Raw genomic sequence first — 24523 nt, forward strand, 5'->3', positions numbered from 1 at the left:
GAACCCGGAAGTTAAGCCCTTCAGCGCCGATGGTACTGCATGGGAGACTGTGTGGGAGAGTAGGACACCGCCGGACTCATATTGCAGAAAGGGCCTCGCCGACACCGGCGGGGCCCTTTCTCATTTCTCGGCTTTCGTGGTCGTTCGGTCCGCAGGGGTACCGGTCCCTCGGAATCTGCAGGGCGGTCAGCGGCGAACCTGGTGTTCCACGCGGTGACGAATGTACTCGTCTGGATGCGAGCGGGCGATCGCCACCGCAGTGTCGACGAGGTCGTGTAGTTCCGGCGGGTACGCAGACCGCCACAGGGGAAGTCCGGGAAGGATGCAACGCCGAACGTCCAGGTGCTCGTTGTTCACGAATTCCCGGAGCGCGACCTCGGACCACTCCTGTGCCAGGACCGACCTGTCATCAGGTTCTGCCGGGCTTTCGGTGCGCGGGCCCTCCTGTGGCACGTCGTGCGGCCGTAGCGGTAGGGCCGACCAGTACCACGCCCGCGCGGCGCCCGCCCGTTCCGGGTCGGTGCCCGTTCGTAGATGGTCGAGGAGTTCTGAGCGGACGCGCCGGCGTCCGAATGCGTTGAGGGCCGGCTCGACGAACTGCCGGTTGAAGCTCGGGTTGGGGTCATAGACGGCCGCCCTGATCAGAACGTCGAAGGCGGCGTCGGGCAGCGCCGGGTCCTGTCGGCAGGCGGCTCGGAGTGCCGCCCGTACCTGGCGCTCCCAGCGCCGCCGGTCGTCGGGATCCGGCTCGGGCTCGACCGCGAGATCGATCAGCCGGACGATGTCGGCGAGACAGCGGAGGAACGGTCCCCGTCCGTCATCGGTTCGCGTCGGCAGCGCCATGAACCCCTGCACGGCGCCGGGCGCTTCCTCGGCGGCTGCTTCATCCTCGCCCGAGTTCATGCTGGCCTCTCAATCCGGAATCGGAAGCCGCCCACGGCCACGTTGAGCGGAGGCGGGACGTTGGCGGGCCTTCTTCTCACTTTTCGGGGATCGTTGTGGGGCCGCGGGCGAAGGCATCCCAGAGCAGCGCGGCGGATTCGGCGGTGTTGAAGAGCGATTCGATGCGGGAGCGGTCGTCGTCCAGGTGGACGAGTTTCTGGATGCCGAGGAACATCGCGACCGCGATCATCCCGACCTCACGGGACGGGACGACGTTCTCCAAGGCCGTTCCGTCGACGAGACGCTGGACCGCGGCGGCGGCGAAGGCGGACCACGATTCGACGTGCGCCAGTAGTTCCTCCCGCAGCCGCGGCGACGTCGCCGAGGCGGTGAAGAGTTCCTGGACCGCGTCGATATGGCCCTGTTCGCGTACGTCCGCGGCGTACACCTCACGGAGACGGGAGAACAGTTCGGTGGCGTCCGCGCAGGAGCCGAGCGCCTCCTCGTAGCGTTCCCTCCGGGCCTGGCTCGTTTCGCGGAGCGCCGCGACGAGAAGGGCTTCCAGATCCTCGAAGTGGTAGTAGATGACTCCCGGCGCGAAACCGCCCGTCCTGGCGATGGAACGGGCGGTCGTCCCGCCGTACCCCTCGATGGCCAGCGTTCGGATGGTCGCGTCGAGGAGGCGTCTTCTGACCTCCGCGCGTGGCGCCATTTTTCTAGATCACTTTCCAGGGTTTCACGCCGGCGTCGGCGAGGACGGGGTCCAGCCGCCGCGCGAGCCGCGCCAGGTGGTGGCTCGGCACCTGCGGGTACAGATGGTGCTCCAAGTGGTAGGTCAACTCCAGGAACAGTGCGGGGACGACCCGTCCGCGCAGGGTGTGCGTCTGCGTGAGCGGCGTGTCCCCATAGTGCCGGTGCGGCAGGTGGACGGTCAGCAACGGGTAGACCCAGCTTCCCACGATCATCATCACGGCGTACACGAGGAGGCCACGGGAGAACAGGACGCCGGCGCCGACGGCCGCGAAGGGCAGCGCCGCCTCCGCCAGCAGCCACACGCGCTGTCCCACGGAACCGCGCCTGTACGCCCACCACCACAGGCGGACGAGGAAGACCGGGCCGTAGACGAGCGCACCGAGCGCGGACAGGTTCGCGGGATACCCTTCCGGGTCTTCTTCGCTCGGGAACGTCCGGTGGTGTTGCAGGTGGGTGGCGCGGTAGGCGTGGCCGCTTTCCAGGAGGACGGCTCCCAGCAGGAACAGGGCCCATTCCGTGGCACGCCTGCCGAGTCCGAGGGAGCGGTGGACGACGTCGTGCGTCGCGGTCACCACCGCGACGAAGATGGCGAAGGCGATGAGCGGGGTCGACCACCACCAGCCCGCGAGCCATGCCGCGGCGAACAGGGTGACCCCCGCGTAGGGGAGGGACAGGGTGAGGATCCGCCGCGGGCGGGTGGTGACGAGCAGGTCGGGGCCGAGTTCGGACAGCTTGGGGACCGTCATCGCGTCACCGCCGTCCGGCGCGCGGACTTGAGCGCCTCGTCCGCGACGATGCGGCTGCCGAGCGCGCACGCGACGGTGCCGAGGCCGGGCCAGGTGGAGTCGCCGACGAGCCACAGGCCGGGCACGCCCAGCGAATGGGGGATCGCGTTCTGGTTGGCGTTGCCGGGCGACTGGTGGGCGCCGCCGACCGCCCCGCCCGGCCGGAACGCGAAACGTTCGTACGAGCGCGGTGTGCCCACCTCCCAGACGCGCGCGCGTTCGCCGAGGGTGGGGTGGACGCGGCGGGCCAGGCCGACGAGACGCTCCCCGATCTCGTGCTTGCGGACCTCGTAGTCGGCGTCCGGCAGCCCTTCCCAGTCCGCGAGCCGCGTGTGCGTGGAGATCATCACGGCGCGTTCGCCCGGCGGTGCGCTTTCGGTGTCGCCCCGCGCGGACACCGAAACGAACATGTTGTTGCCGTCGCCGAGTGGCCGGTCGTAGTCGTGCAGCAGCTGATGGTGGGTGAACTCCTGGCCGGCGACCTCGTCGTCCGGGACGCCGAGGAACACGACGATCGCGCCGCCCATGTCGTGCTCGTCCCGTTCCAGGTAGGGGTCGAGCGGGCGCGCGAGGTCGGGGACGACGCGTGCGGTCGTGGCGGCCGGCAGCGCGCTCACCACCTGCCGGGCGTGGACGGCGCCCCGGGCCGTGTGGACGACGAACGCCCCGGCCCGTCCGGTGACGCGTTCGACCCGGCAGCCGACGCGCAGCTGCCCGCCGATCCCGCGATAGTGCGCGAGGAAACGCCGCCAGAAGCCGCGCATGCCGCCGTCCGCGCGGGTGAGTCCGGCGCCGCGGATGGTGACGCCCAGCGCGGCGTTGATGAGCGGGGCGCGGTCGACGGTGCTGTGCACGGTGTCCTCGACCAGCATCGACAGCAGCCCGACGAGCGGTGCGTCACCGCGGAGGCGGTGCCGGACGAGGACGTCCCCGAGGGTGGTGTTCAGGTGGCGGGCGAGCGGCAGGCCGCGAGGCCCGAGGGCCCGCAGGTTGTGGATCGCGTCCGCGGGACGCCGGATCGGCAGCCGCACGCCGGCGCGGCTCGCGTCCCAGAACACGTGCGCGAGATGGTCGAGGCGGGCCCAGAACGCGCGGTGCCGGGGACTGTCGCCCAGCGTGCTCAGCCGTTCGCGGTGCCAGGTGCGGGTGTCGCGGTAGAGGGTGACCTTGCGGTCGGGCAGCCAGCCGACGTAGCCGGGCAGCGCCTCGCCGGGGACCGGGTCCATCCCGATGCCGTCGAGGAGTTCCGCGCCGACTCCTCCGGGTTCGAAGTCCACCATCGTGGTCGCGCCCACGTCGAAGGAGAAGCCCCGCCGGCGGTAGTAGCCGGCGCAACCGCCGACATGGCCGTGCGCCTCGATCACGAGCGTGGACACCCCCGCCGCCTGCAGCCGGGCCGCCGTCGCCATCCCGGCGAGGCCCCCGCCGAGCACGGCCACCTCGCACGACGCCGGGAAACGCGCCGCTCTCCGTGGACGATCCATCTGAACGTCTGTTCTGAACATGGGTTCAGATTCCGTCCGGTACCGGCCGCGGTCAATGTGTGGAGCCGGAAATGGCCGGAGGCGGCCCCGCTCCGCCGTGGAGCGCGACCGCCTCCGGGCGGTTCAGGTGCGGCCGGCGGATTCGCGCAGGAACTTCAGCGACAGGACGGCGGCCCACGTCCAGATGACGGCGCCTCCGGCGAGCATGAGCCGGAAGTCGCCCGCCGGGAGCGCGGCGAACCCCAGGAGGAGGTACGCGGACGGTGCGGCGGCGCTGTAGACCGTCCAGCCGGGCCGTCCCTCGCGGAGGAACCGGCGGGCGAACACCGCGCACGCCGCGCTCAGCGCGAGGCCCATCCCGACCGGGGCGAGGTTGTGCAGCATGCCGTGCCAGCTGACCTCGCCGGCGCCGCCGGGCGTCCCGGCCGGGAAGCCGTCGGCCGGGTCGGTGCGGAACACCCCGGCCCACACCAGGCTCGCGCCGTAGACGGCGATGAGGGCGGTGCCCCAGGTGCGGCCGATCGTGCCCGGTTCCAGGACGCGGCGCAGCCCGGCGGCGGACGCCGTGACGAGGACGCCGCAGACCAGGAAGTTCGCGGTCTGGATCCACCCGTGCTCGCCGAGCGCGAGCATGCTGAGCGGATGGCGCGCGGCGTCATAGCCGTCGCGGACGAGCGCCTGCGCGACGATCAGCAGCACGAACAGCGGCCCGGCGACGGCTCCGCCGGCGAGCAGCGCGCGGGCGGACGCGGGCGGGGTGTGGGAACGGGACGTGCCGGTGGTGGGGGCGCTGTGCATGGGGACTCCTTTTCGGGGGACGCCGGCGGCCGAGGTCCGGCCGCCGGCGCGGAATGACGCGGGGGGGAGGGGGAGGCGACGATCAGGCGAAGAGGGACTCGCCGGTCTCCAGCAGGGTCTTCAGGTCGCTGAGCGTCTGGCTCCAGCCGCCGCCGGCCTCGGGGATCTCGCCCGCGGCCTGCGCCGCCGTCTGCGGCGCGCCGGTGACGTCGTGGGTGACGGTCAGCCGCGAGATGCCGGTCTCGTCGTCCTCGATCTCGTAGGTGAGCCGCGTGTGCGCCTCGCCGAGGAACAGCGCCCGCCACGTCTGGACGAGCCTGCGCGGCGGGTCCGACTCGATGACCTCGCCGTCGATCACCACGTCCGGGGCGCCGTGCTGCTTCATCACGTCGCTGGCGAGGCCGCGGAAGGCGCCGCCGGGACGCAGGTCGTACTCCACCGGCGCCTGGTAGCCGAACTTCACCGTCCACTCCGGCTTGGTGATGGCGTCCCAGATGGCCTGCGGCGTCGCCTTGATGTACACGCGGTACACCTGGACGGTCCTGTCGCCGCCGGTTTCGGTCGTCGTCATGTCGGTCTCCAGTTCTCGCTTGAGGTCGGCGAGCGCCGCGACGGGCTGCTCGGTGTACTTGCCGATCCACCGGTCGTGGATCAGCCGGATCGGCACCGGGTTGAGGAAGTGCAGCTTCTCCCGGCCCGAACGGCGCGGGACCACCAGCCCGGCGTCCTCCAGCACGCGCAGGTGCTTGGCGACGCCGAACCGTGTCATCTCCACCTCCGACTCCAGTTCGCCGAGCGTCCGCCCGTCCCGGGCGAACAGCAGGTCGAGCAGGAACCGGCGGGTCGGGTCCGCCAGCGCCTTGAACGCCAGATCGTCGTCGTCCACACTCGAAAAATACGTGACCAAAAGGTCACATGTCAACCATGGTCGAGGAAAGCCGCGGCGGGCGGCGGGATGCCTTATCGTCGGCCCATGACGCTCTCGCCCCGGCTCGCCGAGATCGTGGACGCGCTGCCGCTCGCGCCGGACATGCGCGTCCTGGAGATCGGCTGCGGGCCGGGCGCCGCCGCGCGGGCCGTCGCGGCCCGGCTCGGCACCGGCCACGTGCTCGCGATCGACAGGTCCGCCAAGGCGGTCGCGCAGGCGCAGGCCGCCTCGGCCGCCGAGATCGCGTCGGGGCGCATGAGCGTCCGGCGGACCGCGATCGAGGACTTCGCGCCCGGACCCGGTGAGGGTCCCTTCGACCTCGTCTTCGCGGTGCGGGTGGGGGCGCTGGACGGCCGCCATCCGGAGGCCGGCCGGGAGGCCGTCCGGCGCATCGCCGCGGCGCTCGCGCCCGGTGGGCGCGTCTTCGTCGACGGCGGCGACCCCCTGCGGGAGATCACCGTCTGAGCCGCGGCCCGCGGCCGTGCGGGGTCAGCCGCCGAGCGCCTGGTCGAGAGTGAGGGCCCACTGGTTCAGCAGGCGGGTCCGGCGGGCCGAATCGTCGGTGAGGAGATCGGCCAGGCCGAGGCCGCGGACGAGATCGAGCGTCGCCTGCACCGTCTCGCGGACGCCGGGCACGCTCTCGTCCGCGCCGAGCGCCTCGATGGTGAGGCGGTGCGCCTCGCGTCCGACCCGGGCCTCCAGAGGGACGACCTGCGCGCGAAGCTGCTCGTCGGAGCTCGCGGCGACCCAGAGCTGAAGCGCGGCGCGGAACAGCGGGCTGGTGTACATCTCGCCGAGCAGCGCGACGACCTCCAGGGTGGACGGACGCCGGTCGGCCAGCGCGTCCAGGCGCTCGCGCATCTGCGTCATCCGCACGTCCGAGCCGTACTCGACCGCCGCCGTCACCAGTTCCTCGCGCGTCCTGAAGTGGTGCTGCGCGGCGCCCCGGGAGACGCCGGCGCGCTCGGCGACCACCGCCACGGTCGTCCCGGCCCAGCCGACGGACGCGAGGCAGTCGACGGCGGCCTCCAGGAGGCGCCGGCGCGTCGCGCGGCTGCGGTCCTGCTGCGGTTGGCGGGGGACTGCCTGCGTGGTCATGTGGTCCTCGGCTCGGTGGAGCTCCAGTCAACCAAAACGCCGACCAGGAAACAATCATGCGTGATTGATTTTTTCCGTCCGGGCTGGCAGGGTTCAGCCATGAGCCAACCGCTGCGGGTCGGTAACGCCTCGGGCTTCTACGGCGACCGCTTCTCCGCGGTCCGGGAGATGCTGGAGGGCGGGCCGCTGGACGTCCTCACCGGCGACTACCTCGCCGAGCTGACGATGCTGATTCTCGGGCGCGGCAGGATGAAGGACCCGGACGCCGGGTACGCCACCACGTTCCTGCGGCAGATGGAGGAGTGCCTCGGGCTCGCCGTGGAGCGCGGCACCGCGATCGTCGCCAACGCCGGCGGGCTCAACCCGCGCGGCTTGGCCGCGAGGCTGCGCGACCTGGCCGGACGCCTCGGCATCGAGGTGCGGATCGCCCATGTCGAGGGCGATGACCTGCTGGCGCGGGCCGGGGAACTGGGGCTCGCGGGCTCGCGCTACGGAGCGCCGCTCACGGCGAACGCCTATCTGGGGGCGTGGGGGATCGCCGAGTGCCTGCGGGCGGGTGCCGACGTGGTGGTGACCGGCCGCGTCACCGACGCGTCCCTGGCCGTGGGGCCGGCCGCCGCGCACTTCGGGTGGGCGCGCGACGACTGGGACGCGCTGGCCGGCGCGACGGCCGCCGGGCACGTCCTGGAGTGCGGGGCCCAGGCCACCGGCGGCAACTACGCCTTCTTCGAAGAAATCTACAACGTAAAGGAGCCGGGCTTTCCGATCGCCGAGATCCACGCCGACGGCTCCAGCGTGATCACCAAGCACCCGGGGACGGGCGGCGCCGTGACCGTCGAGACCGTCACGGCGCAGCTGCTGTACGAGATCGGCGGGCCGTTCTACGCCGGCCCGGACGTCACGACGCGCTTCGACACGATCGAGCCGGCCCAGGACGGCCCCGACCGTGTGCGGATCAGCGGCGTCAAGGGCGTCCCGCCGCCCGCCACCACCAAGGTCTGCCTGAACCACCTCGGCGGCCACCGCAACGAGATGACGTTCGTCCTCACCGGCCTCGGCATCGAGGCCAAGGCGGAACTGGCCAGGAGGCGGCTGGAGGCCGCGTTCGGCGACGCCCCGCCGGCCCGCGTCGAATGGACGCTCATCGGCACCGCCGGGCCCGACCCCGCCACGCAGGGGGAGGCCACCGCCCTGCTGCGCTGCGCCGTCCTCGACCCCGACCCGGAGAAGGTCGGCCGTGCGTTCAGCGGCGCGGCCGTGGAACTGGGACTCGCCGGCTACCCCGGCTTCACGATGACGTCCCCGCCGGGCAAGGGCGGCCCCTACGGGGTCTACACGCCCGCGTTCGTCCCCAACGAGGCCGTCGAGCACGTCGCGGTGACGCACGAGGGCGAGCGTGTCCCCATCCCGCCCGTGTCCACGACGGCCACCCTTCCCGCGCCGGAGGAGACCGCGCGCCGGGAACGGCCGGCGCAGGGGCCGTCCGTCCGGGCGCCCCTCGGGCGGGTCGCGGGGGCGCGGAGCGGGGACAAGGGCGGGGACGCCAACATCGGCGTGTGGGCGCGGACGGACGCGCAGTGGCGGTGGCTTGAGGCGTTCCTCACCGTCGAGCGGTTCCGCGAACTGCTGCCCGAAACCCGCGACCATCCCGTCCACCGCCATGTGCTGCCCAACCTCCGTGCGGTCAACTTCGTCGTCGAGGGGCTGCTGCAGGAGGGCGTATCGGCCTCGACCCGGTTCGACCCGCAGGGCAAGGCCCTCGGCGAGTGGCTGCGGTCCCGCCTCGTCGACATCCCGGAGGCAGTCCTTTGACGCTCAAGAGCACACTCGACACGCGCGGCCCGGAGTACCGGGAACGCCGCGCGGCCATGCTGGAGAAGATCGCCGCCCTGGACGCCGAGCACGCCAAGGCGCTGGAGGGCGGCGGCGAGAAGTACGTCGCGCGGCACCACGCGCGCGGCAAGATGCTCGCGCGCGAACGCATCGAGATGCTGCTCGACCCCGACTCGCCGTTCCTGGAGCTGAGCCCCCTCGCCGCGTGGGGCAGCGACTTCTCCGTCGGCGCGAGCGTCGTCACCGGCATCGGGGTCGTCGAGGGCGTCGAATGCGTGATCGTGGCGAACGACCCGACGGTGCGGGGCGGGGCCAGCAACCCGTGGACGGTGAAGAAGAGCTTCCGGGCGTCCGACATCGCCCTGAAGAACCGGCTGCCGCTCGTCAACCTGGTCGAGTCGGGCGGCGCCGACCTGCCGACGCAGAAGGAGATCTTCATTCCGGGCGGGCGGATGTTCCGCGACCTGACCCGGCTGTCGGCGGCCGGGATCCCGACGATCGCGCTGGTGTTCGGCAACTCCACGGCGGGCGGCGCGTACATCCCCGGCATGTGCGACTACGTCGTCATGGTCAAGGAGCGCGCGAAGGTGTTCCTCGGCGGTCCGCCGCTGGTGAAGATGGCGACGGGGGAGGAGGCCGGCGACGAGGAGCTCGGCGGCGCGGAGATGCACGCGCGGGCGTCGGGCCTCGCCGATTACATGGCCGTGGACGAGGCGGACGCGCTGCGCCTCGGCCGCCAGATCGTCAAGAACCTCGGCCACCGCAAGCCCGGCCCGCCGCCCGGCCCGGTGGAGGAGCCGCTGTACGACGCGGACGAGCTGGCCGGCATCGTCCCCGAGGACCTGAAGGTCCCGTTCGACCCGCGTGAGGTCATCGCCCGGATCGCGGACGGCTCGCGGTTCGACGAATTCAAACCCCTGTACGGGACGAGCCTGGTCACCGGCTGGACGCGCGTCCACGGCCACCGCGTCGGGGTGCTCGCCAACGCGCAGGGCGTCCTGTTCAGCGAGGAGGCGCAGAAGGCGGCGCAGTTCATCCAGCTCGCCAATCAGCGCGACACGCCGCTGCTGTTCCTGCACAACACGACCGGCTACATGGTCGGCAAGGACTACGAGCAGGCCGGGATCATCAAGCACGGCGCCCTGATGATCAACGCGGTGGCCAACAGCACGGTCCCGCACCTGACGATCGTGATGGGCGCCTCGTACGGGGCGGGCAACTACGGCATGTGCGGCCGCGCGTACGATCCCCGGTTCCTGTTCACATGGCCGAGCGCGAAGTCGGCGGTGATGGGCCCGCAGCAGCTGGCGGGGGTCCTGTCGATCGTGGCGCGGCAGGCCGCCGAAGCGCGCGGGCAGGCCTACGACGAGGAGCAGGACCGGGCGATGCGGGAGATGGTCGAGTCGCAGATCGAGGCGGAGTCGCTGCCGTTCTTCCTGTCGGGGCGGCTCTACGACGACGGCGTCATCGACCCGCGCGACACCCGCACCGTTCTCGGCCTGTGCCTGTCCGCCGTCCACAACGCGCCCGTGCGCGGAGCCGACGGCTTCGGCGTCTTCCGGATGTGAGGGTGATGATCGCAAGAGTGCTGGTCGCCAACCGCGGCGAGATCGCCCGCCGCGTCCTGCGGGCCTGCCGGGACCTCGGGATCGGGACGGTCGCCGTCCACTCCGACCCGGACGCGGGCGCGCCGCACGTCCGGGAGGCGGACGTGGCGGGGCGGCTGCCCGGGGCGTCCCCGGCGGAGACGTACCTGTCGGCCGGGCGGCTGCTCGCGGTGGCGCGGAGCGCCGGGGCGGACGCCGTCCACCCCGGGTACGGGTTCCTGTCGGAGAACGCGGACTTCGCGCGGGCCGTGATCGACGCCGGCCTGACCTGGATCGGCCCGCCGCCGGCGGCGATCGCGGCGATGGGCTCCAAGATCGAGGCGAAGAAGCTGATGGCCGCCGCGGACGTCCCGGTGCTGCCCGAGCTGGATCCCGCCCAGGTCACCGGCGCCGACTTCCCGCTGCTGGTGAAGGCGTCCGCGGGCGGAGGCGGGCGCGGCATGCGGATCGTCCGGACGCCGGACGGGCTGCCGGACGCCGTCGCCGCAGCGCGCCGCGAGGCGGAGTCGGCGTTCGGCGACCCGACGGTGTTCTGCGAGCCGCTGCTGGAAGGCGCCCGGCACATCGAGGTGCAGATCCTCGCCGACGCGCACGGCACGGTCTGGGCGCTCGGCGAACGCGAATGCTCGATCCAGCGCCGCCACCAGAAGATCGTCGAGGAGGCGCCGTCGCCCGCGGTCGGGCCCGGACTGCGCGCCGAACTGTGCGGGGCGGCGGCGAGCGCGGCCCGCGCCATCGGTTACACGGGGGCGGGCACGGTCGAGTTCATGCTCGCCCGCGACGGCCGCTTCTTCTTCCTGGAGGTCAACACCCGCCTCCAGGTAGAGCATCCCGTCACCGAGTGCGTGTACGGGGTCGACCTCGTCCGGCTGCAGATCGAGATCGCCGAGGGGGCACGGCTCCCGGACGCGGTGCCGGAGCCGCGCGGCCACGCCGTCGAGGTCCGCCTGTACGCCGAGGACCCGGCCCTCGACTGGCGTCCGGGCAGCGGCGCCCTGCACACCTTCGAGGTGCCGGACGTCGACGCCGAGTTCGCCGTCCCCGCGTCGTACGGGCTGCGGCTCGACAGCGGGGTGGAGAGCGGCGGCGAGATCGGCGTCCACTACGACCCGATGCTCGCCAAGGTGATCGCGTGGGCGCCGGACCGGCGCGCCGCTGCCCGCCGGCTCGCGGCCGGGCTGCGCGGCGCCCGCGTCCACGGCCCGGCCACCAACCGCGACCTGCTCGTCCGGATCCTGGAGGAGCCCGGTTTCCTGGACGGCGACACCGACACCGGGTACCTGGACCGGATCGGCCTGGATGTCCTCGCCGCGCCGCTGGCCGGGGAGGACGCGGTCCGGATGTCCGCGCTGGCCGCCGCGCTGGCCGGGGCCGCCGCGGACCGGGCGGCCGCCCCGGCGCTCGGCGGGCTACCCTCCGGGTGGCGCAACGTCCGGTCGCAGCCACAGCGCAGGACGTTCGAGGGCCCGTCCGGGACGGTCACCGCCGACTACCGCCTGGACCGGGACGGGCTGGTGTCCGGACTGTGCCCCGGCACGTCGCTGGTGAGCGCCGCACCGGAAAGGGTCGTCCTGGAGCATGACGGGCTGCGCGAGACGTTCACGGTGACCACCGCCGGTGACTCGGTGTACGTCGACTCCCGTCTCGGCTCGGTGACGTTCCGGGCCGTCCCGCGATTCGCCGACCCGAGCAGCCACATCGCACCCGGTTCGCTCCTCGCGCCGATGCCCGGGACCGTCGTGCGCGTCGAGACGGAGCAGGGCGCCGCCGTCACCGAGGGACAGACCCTCGTCGTCCTGGAGGCGATGAAGATGGAGCACCGCATCGCCGCCCCCGCGTCCGGGACGGTCGCGGAATTGAACGTCACGGCGGGCCGGCAGGTCGAGTCCGGCGCCGTCCTCGCCGTCATCGAAGAGGCGAGTGCGCAGTGAGGAACGAAGGGCGCCCTCGCAGGGCCGAGGGCCCGGAGGCATGGAGAGCAGGGATCCCCGGATGAGCTTCGTCGAGACCGAGGAGCGTCGGGCGCTGCGCGCGGCCGTCGCCGAGCTGGGCGCCAAGTACGGCGCCTCGTACTACGTGGAGAAGGCGAGGTCCGGGCAGAAGACCGACGAGCTGTGGTCGGAGGCCGGCCGGCTCGGCTACCTCGGGGTGAACGTCCCCGAGGAGTACGGCGGCGGAGGCGGCGGCATCGGCGACCTCGCCGCGGTGTGCGAGGAACTGGCCGCGGCGGGCTGCCCGCTGCTGCTCATGGTCGTCTCCCCGGCGATCTGCGCCACGATCATCGCGCGGTCGGGCACCGGCGATCAGCGGAGCCGGTGGCTTCCGCGGTTCGCGGACGGCTCGGTCAAGATGGCGTTCGCGATCACCGAGCCCGACGCGGGCTCGAACTCGCACCGCATCACCACCACGGCGAGGCGTGACGGCGACAACTGGGTGCTGAGCGGGCAGAAGACCTTCATCTCGGGGGTGGACGAGGCGGACGCGGTCATGTTCGTCAGCCGCTCCCAGGACCAGAAGGGCAATCTGCGTCCCTCGCTCTTCATCGTCCCGACGGACGCGCCGGGCTTCTCCTGGACGCCGATCGACATGGAGATCGTGTCTCCGGAGAAGCAGTTCATCTGCCACCTCGACGACGTCCGGCTGCCCTACGACGCGCTGGTCGGGGACGAGGACGGCGGACTCCTGCAGCTGTTCGCCGGCCTCAACCCCGAGCGGATCATGGCGTCCGCCATGGGCGCCGGGATCGGCCGCCTGGCACTCGGCAAGGCCACGGCCTACGCGAACGAACGGCAGGTGTTCAAGACGCCCATCGGCGCGCACCAGGGCCTCGCGCATCCGCTCGCCGCCGCGAAGATCGAGCTGGAGCTGGCGCGGCTGATGGGGCAGAAGGCCGCCTGGCTGTACGACGAAGGCGACGACACGGGCGCCGGGGAGGCCGCCAACATGGCCAAGTACGCCACCGCCGAGGCAGCGATCCACTGCGTCGACCAGGCCATCCAGACGCACGGCGGCAACGGCCTCACCACCGAGTACGGCGTCGGCATGCTCGCCGGGGTCGTCCGCCTCATGCGCATCGCCCCCGTCAGCCGCGAAATGATCCTCAACTACGTCGCGCAGCACTCCCTGGGCCTGCCCAAGTCCTACTGACCGGCCGGGTCGTGCCGGCCGGCGGCGCTACCGGCCGGCCAGCGCGTCGAGCTGCGCCTCCAGGGGGACGGGCGCCGCCAGCCGGTTGTCCACGGCCGTGTGGGGGACGGGCGGCGGCTCGTCCGGGCGCATCCGGGCGGTGAAGGCCTCGAAGCCGGCCAGCTTGCCGGTGTCGCGGGGCGAGCCGCGCTCCTCCAGGCGGCGGCGCAGCGTCGCGGCGTCCGTGCGGACCCACACGAGACGCACGGGCGGGCCGCCCAGGGACCGCGTCCACTCCGCCCAGCGGGACCCGTCCCGGATGTGGCCGGTGAACGGGCCGCTGAGCAGCACCGGGCAGCCGTGTGCGCGGATCTCCCGCGCCGTCGCGGTCATCCCGGCGTACTCGTGCGGCTTGACGTGCTCGTCGTACCACGGGCCCTCCCGCTCACCCGGGTCGCGGGCCGACGCGGCGAGGGCGGCCTCGACGAACGGCCCGTACATCGTGTCCTTGTCCAGCAGGGCCGGGACGGGACGCAGCCGCGCCAGCAGCAGGCCCGACACGGTGGACTTGCCGGAGCCGGGCGGGCCCGCCACCACCCACACCGGGGCGGGGATCATGTCGACAGGCGCAGCCGGCGGGTCGCCAGCCGCTCGATGCGCGCCTCGTCGATCTCGTGGCCGAGCCCCGGCTGGGTGAGCGGGACCCCGACGACGCCGCCGGACGAGCGGACGGGCGGCGTCACGAACACCGGGCCGCCCGCCGGGTCGGACACGTCGCTCGGCAGCGTGCAGCCCGGCAGGGACGCCAGCGCGACGGCGGCGGCCTGGCCGATGCCGAACGCGCCGCACCCGCTGCACCACACGTCCCACCCCGCCGCGTACGCCAGGTCGTGGGCGCTGCGGGCCGCGGTCAGCCCGCCGAGCCGGTCCAGCCGCAGGTGCAGGGCGCGGCCCGCCTCCAGCGACAGGGCGGCGTCGAGGTCCTCCAGGCCGCCGATGGCGGGGGCGACGGCGGCGCCCACCCGGAGCTGGAGCCGGGCGTGCGCGGCGAGGTCGCCGGCCGCGAACGGACGCTCGATCGCCGCCAGGCCGTAGGCGTCCAGCGCCTCCAGCACGGCCAGGTGCTCGGGCGAGTCGGAGTAGGCGTGGCCCGCGTCGGCCACGAGCGCCAGCGCCGGGTACGCCTGCCTGACCGCCCGGACCGGCTCGATGTCCCAGCCGGGGCGGATGCCCAGGGTGACGCGGGTGTGGCCCGCTCCAACGGCCTTGTTGACGCGGCCCGTGAGCGTGTCCAGCGCCGGCTCCGGTGAGATCCGCGCACCGGTCACGATGGACGTGCGGGTGCCGCCGAGCGCGTGCGCGAGCGGCAGGCCCTTCACGCGGCACCACAGGTCCCAGCAGGCGGTGTCGACGGCGGCGGCCGCCTCCTGCGCCCCGAGGTCGGCGGCGGCGGACACGTCCTCGGGACGGTCCAGGTCGAGCCCGACGAGCGCGGGACCCATGCGCTCCTCGATGTCGGCCCAGGCCGGGCCCGGACCGCCGGAACCGCTCGGGACGGCCATCTCGCCCCAGCCCACGGCGTCGCCGCCGGTGAGGCGGACGAGGACGCTCTCCGGCCGCCGCCCGCGCGGCATCGTCACGCGGAACGCGTCGCAGCCCTGGATCCGAGGCACCCGCACCCGCCCTTCGAGGAAGTGGTCTCCTCCCATGATCCCCCCTCCGGGCACCTGCGAAGACACACCGGGCGGGTCAGCCCGCGCGGGGTGGCCGGGATCCACCACCGAGGAGCCGGCGCAGGACCGGGCGCAGCGGCCGCCGCTCGTACCCGCCGTCGGCGAGGCCGGCGAGACGCTCGAACGGGTTGTAGGACGACCAGTCGCCGCACAGCAGCATCGACGCGCCCGCGCACACCACGTACAGCGCGATCATGGGGAGGCCGAGGCACCAGGCGTACTGCGTGCAGTGCCGTGCCTCGTGCCGCAGCAGCCGCGACCCGTCGGCGAGGCCGGACGCGTCGCCCCGCACGAGGACGACGTTGCCGACGGTGAACACCGGCGCGGCCGGGAGCGGCGGCCGGTAGCCGCCGGCGACCAGCAGCCCGTCCGGGGCCCGGCGGACGCCGCGGGGACGGCGGGTGGCGGTCACGGCCAGCAGCAGACCCAGGCACGTCGACAGGTTGACCGCGTTGACGACCTGCCGGAGCCGGTGCACCCGTTTCACGGGTACGAGTGTCCCGCGCCGGCGGTACCGCCGGGAACGGCTACGGGCAGTTCGCCTCCAGGGACACCGGTTCGCTGGTGGGCGACTGCGTGGCGCCGCCGCCCGGCTGCTGCCCCGTCCCCGGCTGGCCGGCCACCGGCGGCGACACGCTCGGCGACGCGCCGGGCTCGCCGCTCGGGTTGCTGCTCACCTGGCGGGGATCGGTGTTGACCGCCTCGGCCGCCAGCCTGCGGATGAGGTCGAAGTCCGGGTTCCCGGTGTAGATCAGCGGCGGCACGAACTGCAGGCTGTTGATGTGCGCGCCGTCCTTGACCTTGTCCGACAGCTTCACCAGAGCGGGCAGCAGCTCGTGCGGGATGTCGGTCGACAGGGTCTGCTTGGCGGCCGCGGCGAGCTTGTCGAAGCTGGTGAGGACGGTCCGCGGGTCGGCCTGCTCGGCGATCGCGGCCATCAGGCACTTCTGCCGCGCCATCCGCACGTAGTCGCTGCTGCCCGTGCGGGACCGGCCGTACCAGAGCGCCTCCTTGCCCGACAGCGTCCGGTGGCCGGGCTCGAGCACCGCGCCCTCCAGCCCGTACGGGATGGGCTGCTTGATGTTGATCTTGACGCCGCCCATGGCGTCGATGATGTCGGCGAAGCCGAACATGTCGACCAGGATGTAGTAGTCGACCCGCAGGCCGAGGATGCCGGCGATGGTGGCCTTCAGCAGCTCGGGGCCGCGCTGGTTCTTGGGGACGCCCGGCACCACGTCGGGGTGCTCCTCGGCGTACTGGTACACCTCGTTCAGCAGGCCCGGCGTCTGCGGGCCGTCGCCGGTGAAGCCGTAGGGGAACCGGTCGCGGGCCGGTCCGGGCGGCAGCTGGAAGCTCTCCAGGTTGCGGGGCAGGCTCAGCAGCACCGTGTCGCCGGTCTCGGTGTCGACGCTGGCCACCGTCATGCTGTCGGTGCGCACGCCGGTGCGGTTCTCGGCGGAGTCGCCGCCGAGGAGCAGGATGTTGACGCGGGCCTGCCCGTTGAACGGGTCGTCGGCGTCGACCTCCTTGCCGTTCTGGTTGCCGCTGTGGAAGATGCTGGTCAGCGCGTCCCGGTAGACGTAGGTGCCGTGCGCCGACCAGGCCACGGGGACCGCGACGGCGAAGCACATCACGGCGACGGCGGCCGCGCCGAGCGTGCGCGCGGGCGCCGACAGCCGGAGGGGACGCAGCACCTGGTAGGAGCGGATCACGATGAAGACCCACACCACGCCGAGCGCCAGCAGCGCGGCCGACAGCCGCTGCAGCACGTCCGGCTGGACGGCCAGGTGCAGCAGGTCGGAACGGTAGAAGGTGCCGGCGGCCGCCACGGCGGCGGCGAGCGCGACGTACAGGGACAGCAGCAGCCACCCGGCGATCCGCCGGCCCGCGACGATGTGGGCGACGCCCCACACCAGGGCCGACGCGAGCGTCAGCGCGAGCGCCCGGGGGAGCCCCCCGGCGCCGCCGGAGGAGCGATCCCCGTCCCCTTTCCGGGCGCGCCGACTCGCCGATCGACCCATGTACGCTCCGATTCCCACCCACGGTGAATTAAGCCTGGCTCACATTTAACGACGCGCGAAACCGGTCAAAAGTTGCGTGGGAGTCGACCGCGTGCGAGCGCGCGCTGCCCCTCGGGGTGCCCTAGGTGCAGCTGTTGTTCAGGATATTCAATCCGGCCGTCTTATGGGAGCCCGACGCGGAGGCGCGGACCGCCCGCGCCGCCATCCGCCTGATCTCGGCGTAGTCCGGGCGCCAGGTCGAGATGAGGGGCGGGACGAACTGCAGGCTCGTGATCTCGGCGTTCCTGATCTTGGCCGCCAGGTCGACCAGCGGCGGCAGCAGCCCGCGCGGCAGGTCGGTGCTGACGGATTCCTTGAAGACCTGGGTGAGCCGCTGGAAGCTGCGCAGCACGGTGAGCGGCCCCGCCTGGCGGGCGAGCGCCCACATCAGGCATTTCTGCCGGCCCATCCGGTCGAAGTCGCTGGTGCCCGTCCGCGACCGCCCGTACCAGAGGGCCTCCCGGCCGCTCAGCGTGCGGCAGCCGGGTTTCAGGACCCCCGCCGGCACCTGCTGCCTGGGCACGGGGACGGCGTCGGCCACACAGACCCGGACACCGCCGACCGCGTCCACGATCTGCCGGAAGCTGCGCATGTCGACCATCGCGTAGTAGGGGACGGGACGGCCGAGGATGTGCGCGACGGTCCGCTTCAGCAGCTCGGCGCCGGGGTCGGGGACGTGCCCGCCGCCGGAGAGGACGCCGGGACGCTCGGTCCCGGCCCCGTAGACGGCGTTCAGCAGCCCCTCGGGCGGGTACGGGACCCGCTCGCTGCCCGACCACACCGGCACGTGCTGCAGATTGCGCGGCAGGCTCAGCAGGACCGTGTTCCCCGTCCCGGTGTCGACGCTGGCGAGCGTCATGCTGTCGGTGCGGATTCCGGGGCGGCCCACGTCGGCGTCGCCGCCGATGAGCAGGACGTTGAGGCGCGGAATGCGCGCCCACGGGTCGGCGGTCTCCCGCGGGGCGGCCGCCGCGCCGCGGGCCGCGTACCGGTCGTCGCCGAACAGGCTGGTGACCAGGCCGCGCTGCAGATGGCCGTAGTGCGCGACGGTCAGCGGCGGGACGACGGCCAGCAGGCACAGGACCGAGACGGTGGTGCCCGCGGCGAGGCGCCACAGCGGCGACAGCCCGCCCGGCGCCAGCACCGCGTAGGAGTGGACGATCAGCGCCGCCCACAACCCCGCCAGGACCGCGGAGCCGGCCGTCAGGGCCAGCAGCCAGCCGGGCCGCACCGACAGCTCGAGGAACAGCGAGCGGCCGTGACCGGCGCACAGAGCCGCGGCCGTCAGCAGCACCGCCTGCGCGCCGAGCAGCGCCGCGCCGAGCCGGACGCGCCCCGCCCGCAGGTGCGCGACGCCGGGCAGCGCCGGTGACACCGCGGCCATCAGCAGCGCCTCCGCCAGCCGCCGCAGCGCCGCGTCCCGCCGGTCCCGCGCGGCCCTCCTGCCCCGCTCGTGCCGCTTGTCCCGCCCGCCGTCCTCCGGCCGCGCACGGTCCGGCAGCAGCGGTGTCCGGTTGCCGGTCGATCCCGAGTCGAACATGTCCGCCCCCTTCAGGGACGGCAGCCCCCGCTCCGTCCCCTACTACAGAGCGTGCATGTCACAACACAAAATATGGCGTGTCGGCTACGGCGTGTCGCGAAATGAGATGGCGGTCGAGAAGGCAGAATCAGAAGGTTTACCAGCTGCTGGACAGCGGCATGCCCTCGGCGTACCCGGACGAACCCTGGATCCCGACGGTCGCCCGCTCGTGGAACTCCTCCAGCGTGCGGGCGCCCGCGTAGGTGCACGAGCTGCGCAGCCCGGCGACGATCGAGTCGATCAGGTCCTCCACGCCGGGCCGCCGCGGGTCCAGGAACATCCGGGACGTGGAGATGCCCTCCTCGAACAGCGCCTTGCGGGCCCGGTCGAACGGGGAGTCGTCGGCGGTGCGCAGCCGCACGGCCCGCGCGGACGCCATCCCGAAGCTCTCCTTGTAGAGCCGGCCGTCGGCGGCGCGCTGCAGGTCGCCGGGCGACTCGTAGGTGCCGGCGAACCAGGAGCCGACCATCACGTTCGCGGCGCCGGCCGCCAGCGCCAGGGCCACGTCGCGGGGGTGCCGGACCCCGCCGTCGGCCCACACGTGCTGGCCGAGGCGGCGGGCCTCGGCGGCGCACTCCAGGACGGCGGAGAACTGCGGGCGGCCGACTCCGGTCATCATCCGGGTCGTGCACATCGCGCCGGGTCCCACGCCGACCTTGACGATGTCGGCGCCGGCCTCGATCAGGTCGCGGGTGCCCTCGGCCGTCACCACGTTCCCGGCCGCGACCGGGACGCCGGGGTCCAGGCCCCGGACGGCGGCGAGCGCGCTCAGCATCTTGTCCTGGTGGCCGTGCGCGGTGTCGACGACGAGCAGGTCGGCGCCCGCGTCCAGCAGCGCCTTGGCCTTGCCGGCGATGTCGCCGTTCACGCCGACCGCCGCGGCGATGCGCAGCCGCCCGGCGCCGTCCACAGCGGGCTTGTAGAGGGTGGCGCGCAGCGCCCCGGTGCGGGTCAGGATGCCCGCCAGCCGGCCGGCGGCGTCGACGACGGGGGCGAGCCGGTGGCCGCGCTCGTGCAGCCGGTCGAACGCCTCGCGCGGGTCCACGCCGGCCGGCACCGTGACCAGGTCGCGGGACATGATGTCGCGGAGCTGGGCGAACCGGTCGACGCCCTGGCAGTCGGCCTCGGTGACGACGCCCACCGGCCGGTCGTCCTCGACGACGATCACCGCGCCGTGCGCCCGCTTCGGCAGCAGCGCGAGCGCGTCGCCGGCCGTGCTCGACGGGTCCAGCCGGATCGGGGTGTCCACGATCAGGTCGCGTCCCTTGACCCAGCCGATGACCTCGGCGACCACGTCGGCCGGGATGTCCTGGGGAAGCACCGCGATGCCGCCGCGCCGGGCGACGGTCTCGGCCATCCGGCGTCCGGAGACGGCCGTCATGTTGGCCACGACGAGCGGCACGGTCGTCCCGCTGCCGTCCGAGGTCGAAAGGTCGACGTCCAGGCGCGACCCGACCGAGGAGCGGCGCGGGACCATGAAGACGTCGTTGTAGGTGAGGTCGTGAGCGGAACGCTCACCGTTCAGCAGATGCACGGCGGTTCTACACACCAATCACGGGATCCGGGTGGCCTGGCCACCGTTCATTGTCGGCCATACCCGCCGATGCTCCCGCCAAGCCGGGCCCGGGGGCCGCCGCAGCGCCCGCGGCGGGTCCGCGGGGCCGTACCCAGGGGTGATGACTCTGTGTCCCCGCGGCGTGGCCGGGTGATCTCCGGTGGTTCCCCCGTCCCCTTCCGCGTGTGACGCGAGTGAACACCATGACTGTGGTGCAAAACGGTGCAACGTGGGGCTTGGCTCTCTGTAAAGTTACCTCTTGACGTAACTGCGCCCCGGATGCACTTTTCTTACATGTGCCTCATGCGGACGGCGAGACCCGCCGTGGGGGCGTGACAGCAGAACACCGGGAGAAGCGCATGCAGGTCACGCACTTGGGCCCGGTCAGCCGCGCTCGCCCGCGCCGCGGGCCGCCCCGCCGGGGCGGCGATCGCCGCGGTGATCATTGTCATTCCGCGCGGCCGCCGCCGGCGCGGCGCCGCGCCGGGTGGGCGGCGCGAGCCCGGCAGCGTTGCGCTCTTGCAGCGGTTGACCCGGCGTCGGAAACGGCGCCGCGCGGAACCCGGCGCAGACGCATCGACGGCCGCCGGGCATGACGAACACGAGCAAGATCAATATTTGACGTCATACCGTCCTGAAATGGAATGATCTTGCAGTTGCTGGCAGAACGATTCATTACACGTCGAGGAGGAGAGCCGTGCTGGATGCGGTCGACGCCGTGCTCGTCCGCGAGCTCCAGCGGGATGGCAGGGCGACGTTCCAGGCGCTCGCCGACCGCGTCGGGCTTTCCCGCACGGCAGTGCGGGCACGGGTACAGCACCTTCTCGAGACCAAGGTCGTCCGCGTCGTCGGCATCGTGCACGCCGCCGTCGTCGGCGCGGAGGCGATCGGGCACCTCTCGGTCACCGTGGACGGCTCGGCCAGGGAGGTGGCCGCGGCCATCGCCGAACGCCCCGCCGTCAGCTTCACCGCGCTGACCGCCGGCCCGCACGACCTGGTCGCGCAGGTGCGCACCCGCGACGACGCCGCGCTCGCGGCCGAGGTGGACCACATCCGGTCCGTCCCCGGCGTGCGCGCGGCGGAGGTGTTCCGGTCGGTGTCCACCGTGCGCGACACGCACGCGGTGGTGCGCGAGCTCGGCGAGGTCAGCCTCGACGACATCGACTGGCGGCTCCTGCAGGAGCTGCAGCGCGACGGGCGCGCCCCCTACACCCGGCTCGCGCACATCATCGGCCTGTCGCAGGCCGCCACCCGGGCCCGGGTGGTCAGGCTCATGCGCACGGGCGTCATCCAGGTCACCGGCCTGGCCGACCCGCTGGCCCTCGGCGCCGCCGAACTCGGCGGGTTCGGGCTGATGGTGACCGGAGGGCTGCGCAAGGTCGCCGAGGCGGTCGCGTCCCAGGACGGCGTCCGCTACCTGGCGACGGGCTTCGGCCGCTACGACATCGTCGGGCAGGCCGAGGCGACCTCCCGCAGCGAGCTGGTCGCCGTGCTGGACGCGATCCGGTCGGTGCCCGGGGTGACGGTCCGGGAGTCCTGGCACCACCTGGACGTGGTGAAGGAGTCCTACGCCGTCGAACTCCCCGAGCACCCCCTCAACGGGGCGTCCTGACCGGCCCCGCCCCGGCCGCGGCGCGAACCGCGGCCGGGGCGGGGCCGGGGCGGCCGGGAACCGGTCCGTCCGGCGTCAGTGGTCGTCGCGGCCCGTCTCCTTGGCGAACGCCAGGAAGTCGCGCGCGGCGGGCGGGAGCCTGCGGTGCGCGTGGACCAGCCCGATCATGCGGGTGATCGGCGGCATGAACGACCGGACGGTCACCCCCTCGGTGTCGTCGATCTGGTTCCGGTACCACAGCAGGGACCCCATCCCCGCGCGGACCCAGCCGAGCCAGGCGCCGCGCTCGTCGGACTCGACGGCGGCGACCGGGGTGGCGCCGATGCGCCGCAGCATCGTGTCGATCTCGGCGCGGCGGGCGCTGCCGCGGGCGGGCAGCACGAGCCGCATCCCGTTCAGCGCCGCCGGGGACACCGGCTCGCGGACCTTCAGCGCGGGCGGCGAGATCAGCACGACCTCCCGCTGCTCGAACGGGTGCGCGGACATGTCGCCCGGGACGGGCAGGTCGGTCAGCGCCAGGTCGGCGCGGCCCGCCCGCAGCGCCGCGGCGACCTGGTCGCGGTCCGCGCAGCGGACCACCCGGATCCGGACGGCCGGCTGGTCGCGGGCGAAGCGGGGGATGAGCCGGCCGGTCAGCTCCGGCTCCAGGGACGCGGTGACGGCGATGCGCAGCTCCGCGCCCCGCCCGTTGGCGCGGGCGACCGACAGGGCCTCGATCGCCTCGACGGCGCCCAGCGCGACGCGGGCCTGCCGGACCACCTGCTCGCCGGTGGGGGTGAGGACGACGCCGCGGCCGGAACGCGCGAACAGTTCGACGCCGAGCTCGCGCTCCAGTTCGCGGACGGCCCGCGAGAGCGCGGGCTGGGCCACGTAGAGAGCCTGGGCCGCCGACGTCATCGTGCCGTGGTCGGCGGTCGCCACGACATAGCGCAGCTGCCGCAGATTCATGCCTTGACCGTATGACAACGAACCGATCCGGTCCCGGACATAGCCGGAATCGGACCGAGAATCAGCGGCGGCGGACCGCGTCCGGCCAGGTGATCAAGGTTGCGGCCCCGGTCACGGGGCCTTGCGCAGGCCCCCGGGCGGGCCGGGCGGGACGGTCTCCGGCTCGGGCTGCAGCTGCGGGGCGCCGACGCCGCAGTGGCTCTTGCACTCCGGTTCGACCTGCTCCCCGGACGGGGTCCGCAGCGCGTCGTCGCCGATGGTCAGGAAGCTCAGCACCGCCCCGCAGACGAGGATCGCGGCGCACGTGGCCATCGCGATCCCGAATCCCCGGGAGAAGTCGGCGGGGTTCTCGTAGGCGTCGCCGGTCAGCCCCGCCAGCGGCGGGATCGCCGCCACCGCCAGCAGCCCGGCGGCCCGCGCCACCGCGTTGTTGACCCCGCTGGCCACGCCCGCGTGGCGGACTTCCGCGGTGGCGAGCACGGTTGCGGTGAGCGGTGCGACCACCGCCGACAGGCCCAGCCCGAACACGATCACGGGGGGCAGGACGTCGCGCGCGTACGAGGCGTCCGCGCCGATCCGGGAGACCATCAGCATCCCGGCGGCCGCCACCAGCAGCCCGCCCGTCATCGGCAGCCGCGGGCCGATCCGCTGCGCGAGCGCGCCCGCCCGCGCCGACAACAGCAGCATCAGCACGGTGACCGGCAGCAGCGCCGACCCCGCGGCGATCGGCGAGAACTCGCCGACGACCTGCAGGTGCAGCACGAACAGGAAGAACAGCACGGCCATCCCGCCGTACATGATGAACGTGACGACGTTGACGGCGGAGAACTGCCGGGACGCGAACACGTCCAGCGGCAGCATCGGCTGCGGCGCCTCCCGCCCGGTCCCGCCCCTCACGCGCCGGCCGGGCAGCGGCCGCCCCCGGCCGCGGATGCGCTCGACCGCCACGAACCCGACCGCGGCCGCCAGGCCCGCGACGGCGGCGGCCCCGATGACCGTGGCGTTCACGTCGCCGCCGGGCGCCTCGGTGAGCGCGTAGGTCGTCCCCGCCAGGGCGAGCGCCGCCAGCGCCGCGCCGAGCACGTCGAAGCGCCCGCGGGCCTGCGGGTCGGCGCTCTCGGGGACGTGCCGGGCCGCCACCAGCACCACCACGGCGGTCAGCGGCACGTTCAGCAGGAACACCCACCGCCAGCCGGCCGCCTCCACCAGCCAGCCGCCCGCGAACGGCCCGACCGCGGCCGCGACGCCGCCGAGGCCCGACCAGGCGCCCACCGCGCGGGGACGGTCGTCGGGGGCGAACGACGACTGGATGATCGCCAGCGACCCGGGGGTGAGCAGCGCGCCGCCCACGCCCTGCAGCGCCCGCGACACGATCAGCATCTCGATGTTCAGGGCGAGACCGCACAGCGCCGAGGCGACCGCGAACCACACGACGCCGATGAGGAAGATCCGCCGCCGTCCGAACCGGTCCCCGAGCGAGCCGCCGAGCAGGATGAACCCGGCGAGCGTGAGCGTGTAGGCGTTCACCGTCCACTGCAGCCCGGCCATGTCGGCGCCCAGGTCACGCGCCAGCGCCGGCAGCGCCACGTTCACGACCGTGGCGTCGAGCATCGCCACGCCCGACCCGAGCACGGTCGCCAGCAGGATCCAGCGCCCGGGCCCGGTGCCCAGCCTGACGTCCGGCATCAGACGACCGGTTCTTCGGCGACCATGCCTGCATGGTGCCACGATCCGCCCGGGTC

At 73.3% G+C, this 24523-nt stretch carries 22 protein-coding genes and 1 rRNA gene; 7 read left to right on the forward strand and 16 right to left on the reverse strand.

Features of this window, described 5'->3' with window-relative positions:
• A 5S ribosomal RNA gene (gene rrf, locus AB0C35_RS39180) occupies positions 1-76 on the forward strand; the annotation flags it as partial.
• Positions 77-186: 110 nt separating this feature from the next.
• On the opposite strand, the gene AB0C35_RS39185 is transcribed toward rrf, so the two are convergent.
• From AB0C35_RS39185 to AB0C35_RS39210, 6 genes are all read right to left on the reverse strand, one after another.
• Positions 187-903 (reverse strand): hypothetical protein, encoded by a 717-nt coding sequence (locus AB0C35_RS39185; RefSeq protein ID WP_358467391.1) that lies wholly within the window; start codon positions 901-903, stop codon positions 187-189.
• A 76-nt stretch (positions 904-979) separates the two neighbouring features.
• Positions 980-1594, reverse strand: a complete 615-nt coding sequence (locus tag AB0C35_RS39190) for a TetR/AcrR family transcriptional regulator (protein WP_358467393.1) — start codon at positions 1592-1594, stop codon at positions 980-982.
• Between the two features lie 4 nt (positions 1595-1598).
• Positions 1599-2381, reverse strand: coding sequence for a fatty acid desaturase (locus tag AB0C35_RS39195; RefSeq protein ID WP_358467395.1), 783 nt, complete (start codon positions 2379-2381; stop codon positions 1599-1601).
• A complete protein-coding gene (locus AB0C35_RS39200) occupies positions 2378-3904 on the reverse strand; it encodes an NAD(P)/FAD-dependent oxidoreductase (RefSeq protein WP_358467397.1) in 1527 nt (508 codons plus the stop codon). The genes AB0C35_RS39195 and AB0C35_RS39200 overlap by 4 nt, the downstream gene beginning before the upstream one ends.
• Before the next feature lie 123 nt (positions 3905-4027).
• Positions 4028-4702 (reverse strand): DUF998 domain-containing protein, encoded by a 675-nt coding sequence (locus AB0C35_RS39205; RefSeq protein ID WP_358467399.1) that lies wholly within the window; start codon positions 4700-4702, stop codon positions 4028-4030.
• Positions 4703-4784: 82 nt separating this feature from the next.
• Positions 4785-5588, reverse strand: coding sequence for a metalloregulator ArsR/SmtB family transcription factor (locus AB0C35_RS39210; protein WP_358467401.1), 804 nt, complete (start codon positions 5586-5588; stop codon positions 4785-4787).
• A gap of 87 nt (positions 5589-5675) precedes the next feature.
• On the opposite strand from AB0C35_RS39210, the gene AB0C35_RS39215 reads away from it, so the two are divergent.
• Positions 5676-6095 carry a methyltransferase domain-containing protein gene (locus tag AB0C35_RS39215; RefSeq protein ID WP_358467403.1) on the forward strand — a complete coding sequence of 140 codons (420 nt, stop codon included), beginning with the start codon at positions 5676-5678 and terminating at the stop codon, positions 6093-6095.
• Positions 6096-6119: 24 nt separating this feature from the next.
• Here the strand turns inward: AB0C35_RS39215 and AB0C35_RS39220 are convergent, their stop codons facing one another.
• Positions 6120-6728 carry a TetR/AcrR family transcriptional regulator gene (locus AB0C35_RS39220; protein ID WP_358467405.1) on the reverse strand — a complete coding sequence of 203 codons (609 nt, stop codon included), beginning with the start codon at positions 6726-6728 and terminating at the stop codon, positions 6120-6122.
• Positions 6729-6827: 99 nt separating this feature from the next.
• On the opposite strand from AB0C35_RS39220, the gene AB0C35_RS39225 reads away from it, so the two are divergent.
• The 4 genes from AB0C35_RS39225 (at position 6828) to AB0C35_RS39240 (ending at position 13315) form a co-directional block, all read left to right on the forward strand.
• Complete coding sequence (locus AB0C35_RS39225) at positions 6828-8540, forward strand: acyclic terpene utilization AtuA family protein (protein ID WP_358467407.1); 1713 nt, start codon at positions 6828-6830, stop codon at positions 8538-8540.
• 56 nt (positions 8541-8596) lie between these two features.
• A complete protein-coding gene (locus AB0C35_RS39230; protein WP_358467505.1) occupies positions 8597-10129 on the forward strand; it encodes a carboxyl transferase domain-containing protein in 1533 nt (510 codons plus the stop codon).
• Between the two features lie 5 nt (positions 10130-10134).
• Positions 10135-12099 (forward strand): biotin carboxylase N-terminal domain-containing protein, encoded by a 1965-nt coding sequence (locus AB0C35_RS39235; protein ID WP_358467409.1) that lies wholly within the window; start codon positions 10135-10137, stop codon positions 12097-12099.
• Positions 12100-12160: 61 nt separating this feature from the next.
• On the forward strand, positions 12161-13315 hold the full coding sequence (locus AB0C35_RS39240; protein WP_358467507.1) for an acyl-CoA dehydrogenase family protein: 1155 nt from the start codon (positions 12161-12163) through the stop codon (positions 13313-13315).
• A 27-nt stretch (positions 13316-13342) separates the two neighbouring features.
• Here AB0C35_RS39240 and AB0C35_RS39245 read toward each other — a convergent pair whose 3' ends face one another.
• The 7 genes from AB0C35_RS39245 to AB0C35_RS39275 all read right to left on the reverse strand — a co-directional run bounded on the left by AB0C35_RS39245 (position 13343) and on the right by AB0C35_RS39275 (position 20830).
• A complete protein-coding gene (locus AB0C35_RS39245) occupies positions 13343-13912 on the reverse strand; it encodes an AAA family ATPase (RefSeq protein ID WP_358467411.1) in 570 nt (189 codons plus the stop codon).
• On the reverse strand, positions 13909-15003 hold the full coding sequence (locus AB0C35_RS39250) for an enolase C-terminal domain-like protein (protein WP_358467413.1): 1095 nt from the start codon (positions 15001-15003) through the stop codon (positions 13909-13911). The genes AB0C35_RS39245 and AB0C35_RS39250 overlap by 4 nt, the downstream gene beginning before the upstream one ends.
• A gap of 40 nt (positions 15004-15043) precedes the next feature.
• Complete coding sequence (locus AB0C35_RS39255; RefSeq protein ID WP_358467415.1) at positions 15044-15514, reverse strand: hypothetical protein; 471 nt, start codon at positions 15512-15514, stop codon at positions 15044-15046.
• Between the two features lie 40 nt (positions 15515-15554).
• Entirely contained in the window at positions 15555-17048 is a 1494-nt protein-coding gene (locus AB0C35_RS39260) for an LCP family protein (RefSeq protein ID WP_358467416.1), read from the reverse strand.
• A 121-nt stretch (positions 17049-17169) separates the two neighbouring features.
• A complete protein-coding gene (locus tag AB0C35_RS39265) occupies positions 17170-18627 on the reverse strand; it encodes an LCP family protein (protein ID WP_358467418.1) in 1458 nt (485 codons plus the stop codon).
• 136 nt (positions 18628-18763) lie between these two features.
• Complete coding sequence (locus AB0C35_RS39270) at positions 18764-20200, reverse strand: GuaB1 family IMP dehydrogenase-related protein (protein WP_358467420.1); 1437 nt, start codon at positions 20198-20200, stop codon at positions 18764-18766.
• 405 nt (positions 20201-20605) lie between these two features.
• Entirely contained in the window at positions 20606-20830 is a 225-nt protein-coding gene (locus AB0C35_RS39275; protein ID WP_358467422.1) for a hypothetical protein, read from the reverse strand.
• A gap of 88 nt (positions 20831-20918) precedes the next feature.
• Here AB0C35_RS39275 and AB0C35_RS39280 point away from each other — a divergent pair, with 88 nt between their 5' ends.
• Positions 20919-21833 carry an Lrp/AsnC family transcriptional regulator gene (locus AB0C35_RS39280; protein WP_358467424.1) on the forward strand — a complete coding sequence of 305 codons (915 nt, stop codon included), beginning with the start codon at positions 20919-20921 and terminating at the stop codon, positions 21831-21833.
• 75 nt (positions 21834-21908) lie between these two features.
• Here the strand turns inward: AB0C35_RS39280 and AB0C35_RS39285 are convergent, their stop codons facing one another.
• Together AB0C35_RS39285 and AB0C35_RS39290 are read right to left on the reverse strand one after the other, a co-directional pair.
• Entirely contained in the window at positions 21909-22781 is an 873-nt protein-coding gene (locus AB0C35_RS39285; RefSeq protein WP_358467426.1) for a LysR family transcriptional regulator, read from the reverse strand.
• Between the two features lie 111 nt (positions 22782-22892).
• Entirely contained in the window at positions 22893-24467 is a 1575-nt protein-coding gene (locus AB0C35_RS39290) for an MFS transporter (protein ID WP_358467428.1), read from the reverse strand.
• Between the last annotated feature and the right edge of the window lie 56 nt (positions 24468-24523).

It is taken from the genome of Spirillospora sp. NPDC048819 (genome assembly GCF_040650055.1).
In the GTDB taxonomy this organism is placed as follows: Bacteria; Actinomycetota; Actinomycetes; order Streptosporangiales; family Streptosporangiaceae; genus Spirillospora.

Bases quoted from the DNA above. Each gene is read 5' to 3' on its own strand.
- AB0C35_RS39185 (WP_358467391.1), bottom strand. From the start codon at position 903: ATGAACTCGGGCGAGGATGAAGCAGCCGCCGAGGAAGCGCCCGGCGCC.
- AB0C35_RS39190 (WP_358467393.1), bottom strand. From the start codon at position 1,594: ATGGCGCCACGCGCGGAGGTCAGAAGACGCCTCCTCGACGCGACCATC.
- AB0C35_RS39195 (WP_358467395.1), bottom strand. From the start codon at position 2,381: ATGACGGTCCCCAAGCTGTCCGAACTCGGCCCCGACCTGCTCGTCACC.
- AB0C35_RS39200 (WP_358467397.1), bottom strand. From the start codon at position 3,904: ATGGATCGTCCACGGAGAGCGGCGCGTTTCCCGGCGTCGTGCGAGGTG.
- AB0C35_RS39205 (WP_358467399.1), bottom strand. From the start codon at position 4,702: ATGCACAGCGCCCCCACCACCGGCACGTCCCGTTCCCACACCCCGCCC.
- AB0C35_RS39215 (WP_358467403.1), top strand. From the start codon at position 5,676: ATGACGCTCTCGCCCCGGCTCGCCGAGATCGTGGACGCGCTGCCGCTC.
- AB0C35_RS39220 (WP_358467405.1), bottom strand. From the start codon at position 6,728: ATGACCACGCAGGCAGTCCCCCGCCAACCGCAGCAGGACCGCAGCCGC.
- AB0C35_RS39225 (WP_358467407.1), top strand. From the start codon at position 6,828: ATGAGCCAACCGCTGCGGGTCGGTAACGCCTCGGGCTTCTACGGCGAC.
- AB0C35_RS39230 (WP_358467505.1), top strand. From the start codon at position 8,597: ATGCTGGAGAAGATCGCCGCCCTGGACGCCGAGCACGCCAAGGCGCTG.
- AB0C35_RS39235 (WP_358467409.1), top strand. From the start codon at position 10,135: ATGATCGCAAGAGTGCTGGTCGCCAACCGCGGCGAGATCGCCCGCCGC.
- AB0C35_RS39240 (WP_358467507.1), top strand. From the start codon at position 12,161: ATGAGCTTCGTCGAGACCGAGGAGCGTCGGGCGCTGCGCGCGGCCGTC.
- AB0C35_RS39245 (WP_358467411.1), bottom strand. From the start codon at position 13,912: ATGATCCCCGCCCCGGTGTGGGTGGTGGCGGGCCCGCCCGGCTCCGGC.
- AB0C35_RS39250 (WP_358467413.1), bottom strand. From the start codon at position 15,003: ATGGGAGGAGACCACTTCCTCGAAGGGCGGGTGCGGGTGCCTCGGATC.
- AB0C35_RS39260 (WP_358467416.1), bottom strand. From the start codon at position 17,048: ATGGGTCGATCGGCGAGTCGGCGCGCCCGGAAAGGGGACGGGGATCGC.
- AB0C35_RS39265 (WP_358467418.1), bottom strand. From the start codon at position 18,627: ATGTTCGACTCGGGATCGACCGGCAACCGGACACCGCTGCTGCCGGAC.
- AB0C35_RS39285 (WP_358467426.1), bottom strand. From the start codon at position 22,781: ATGAATCTGCGGCAGCTGCGCTATGTCGTGGCGACCGCCGACCACGGC.
- AB0C35_RS39290 (WP_358467428.1), bottom strand. From the start codon at position 24,467: ATGCCGGACGTCAGGCTGGGCACCGGGCCCGGGCGCTGGATCCTGCTG.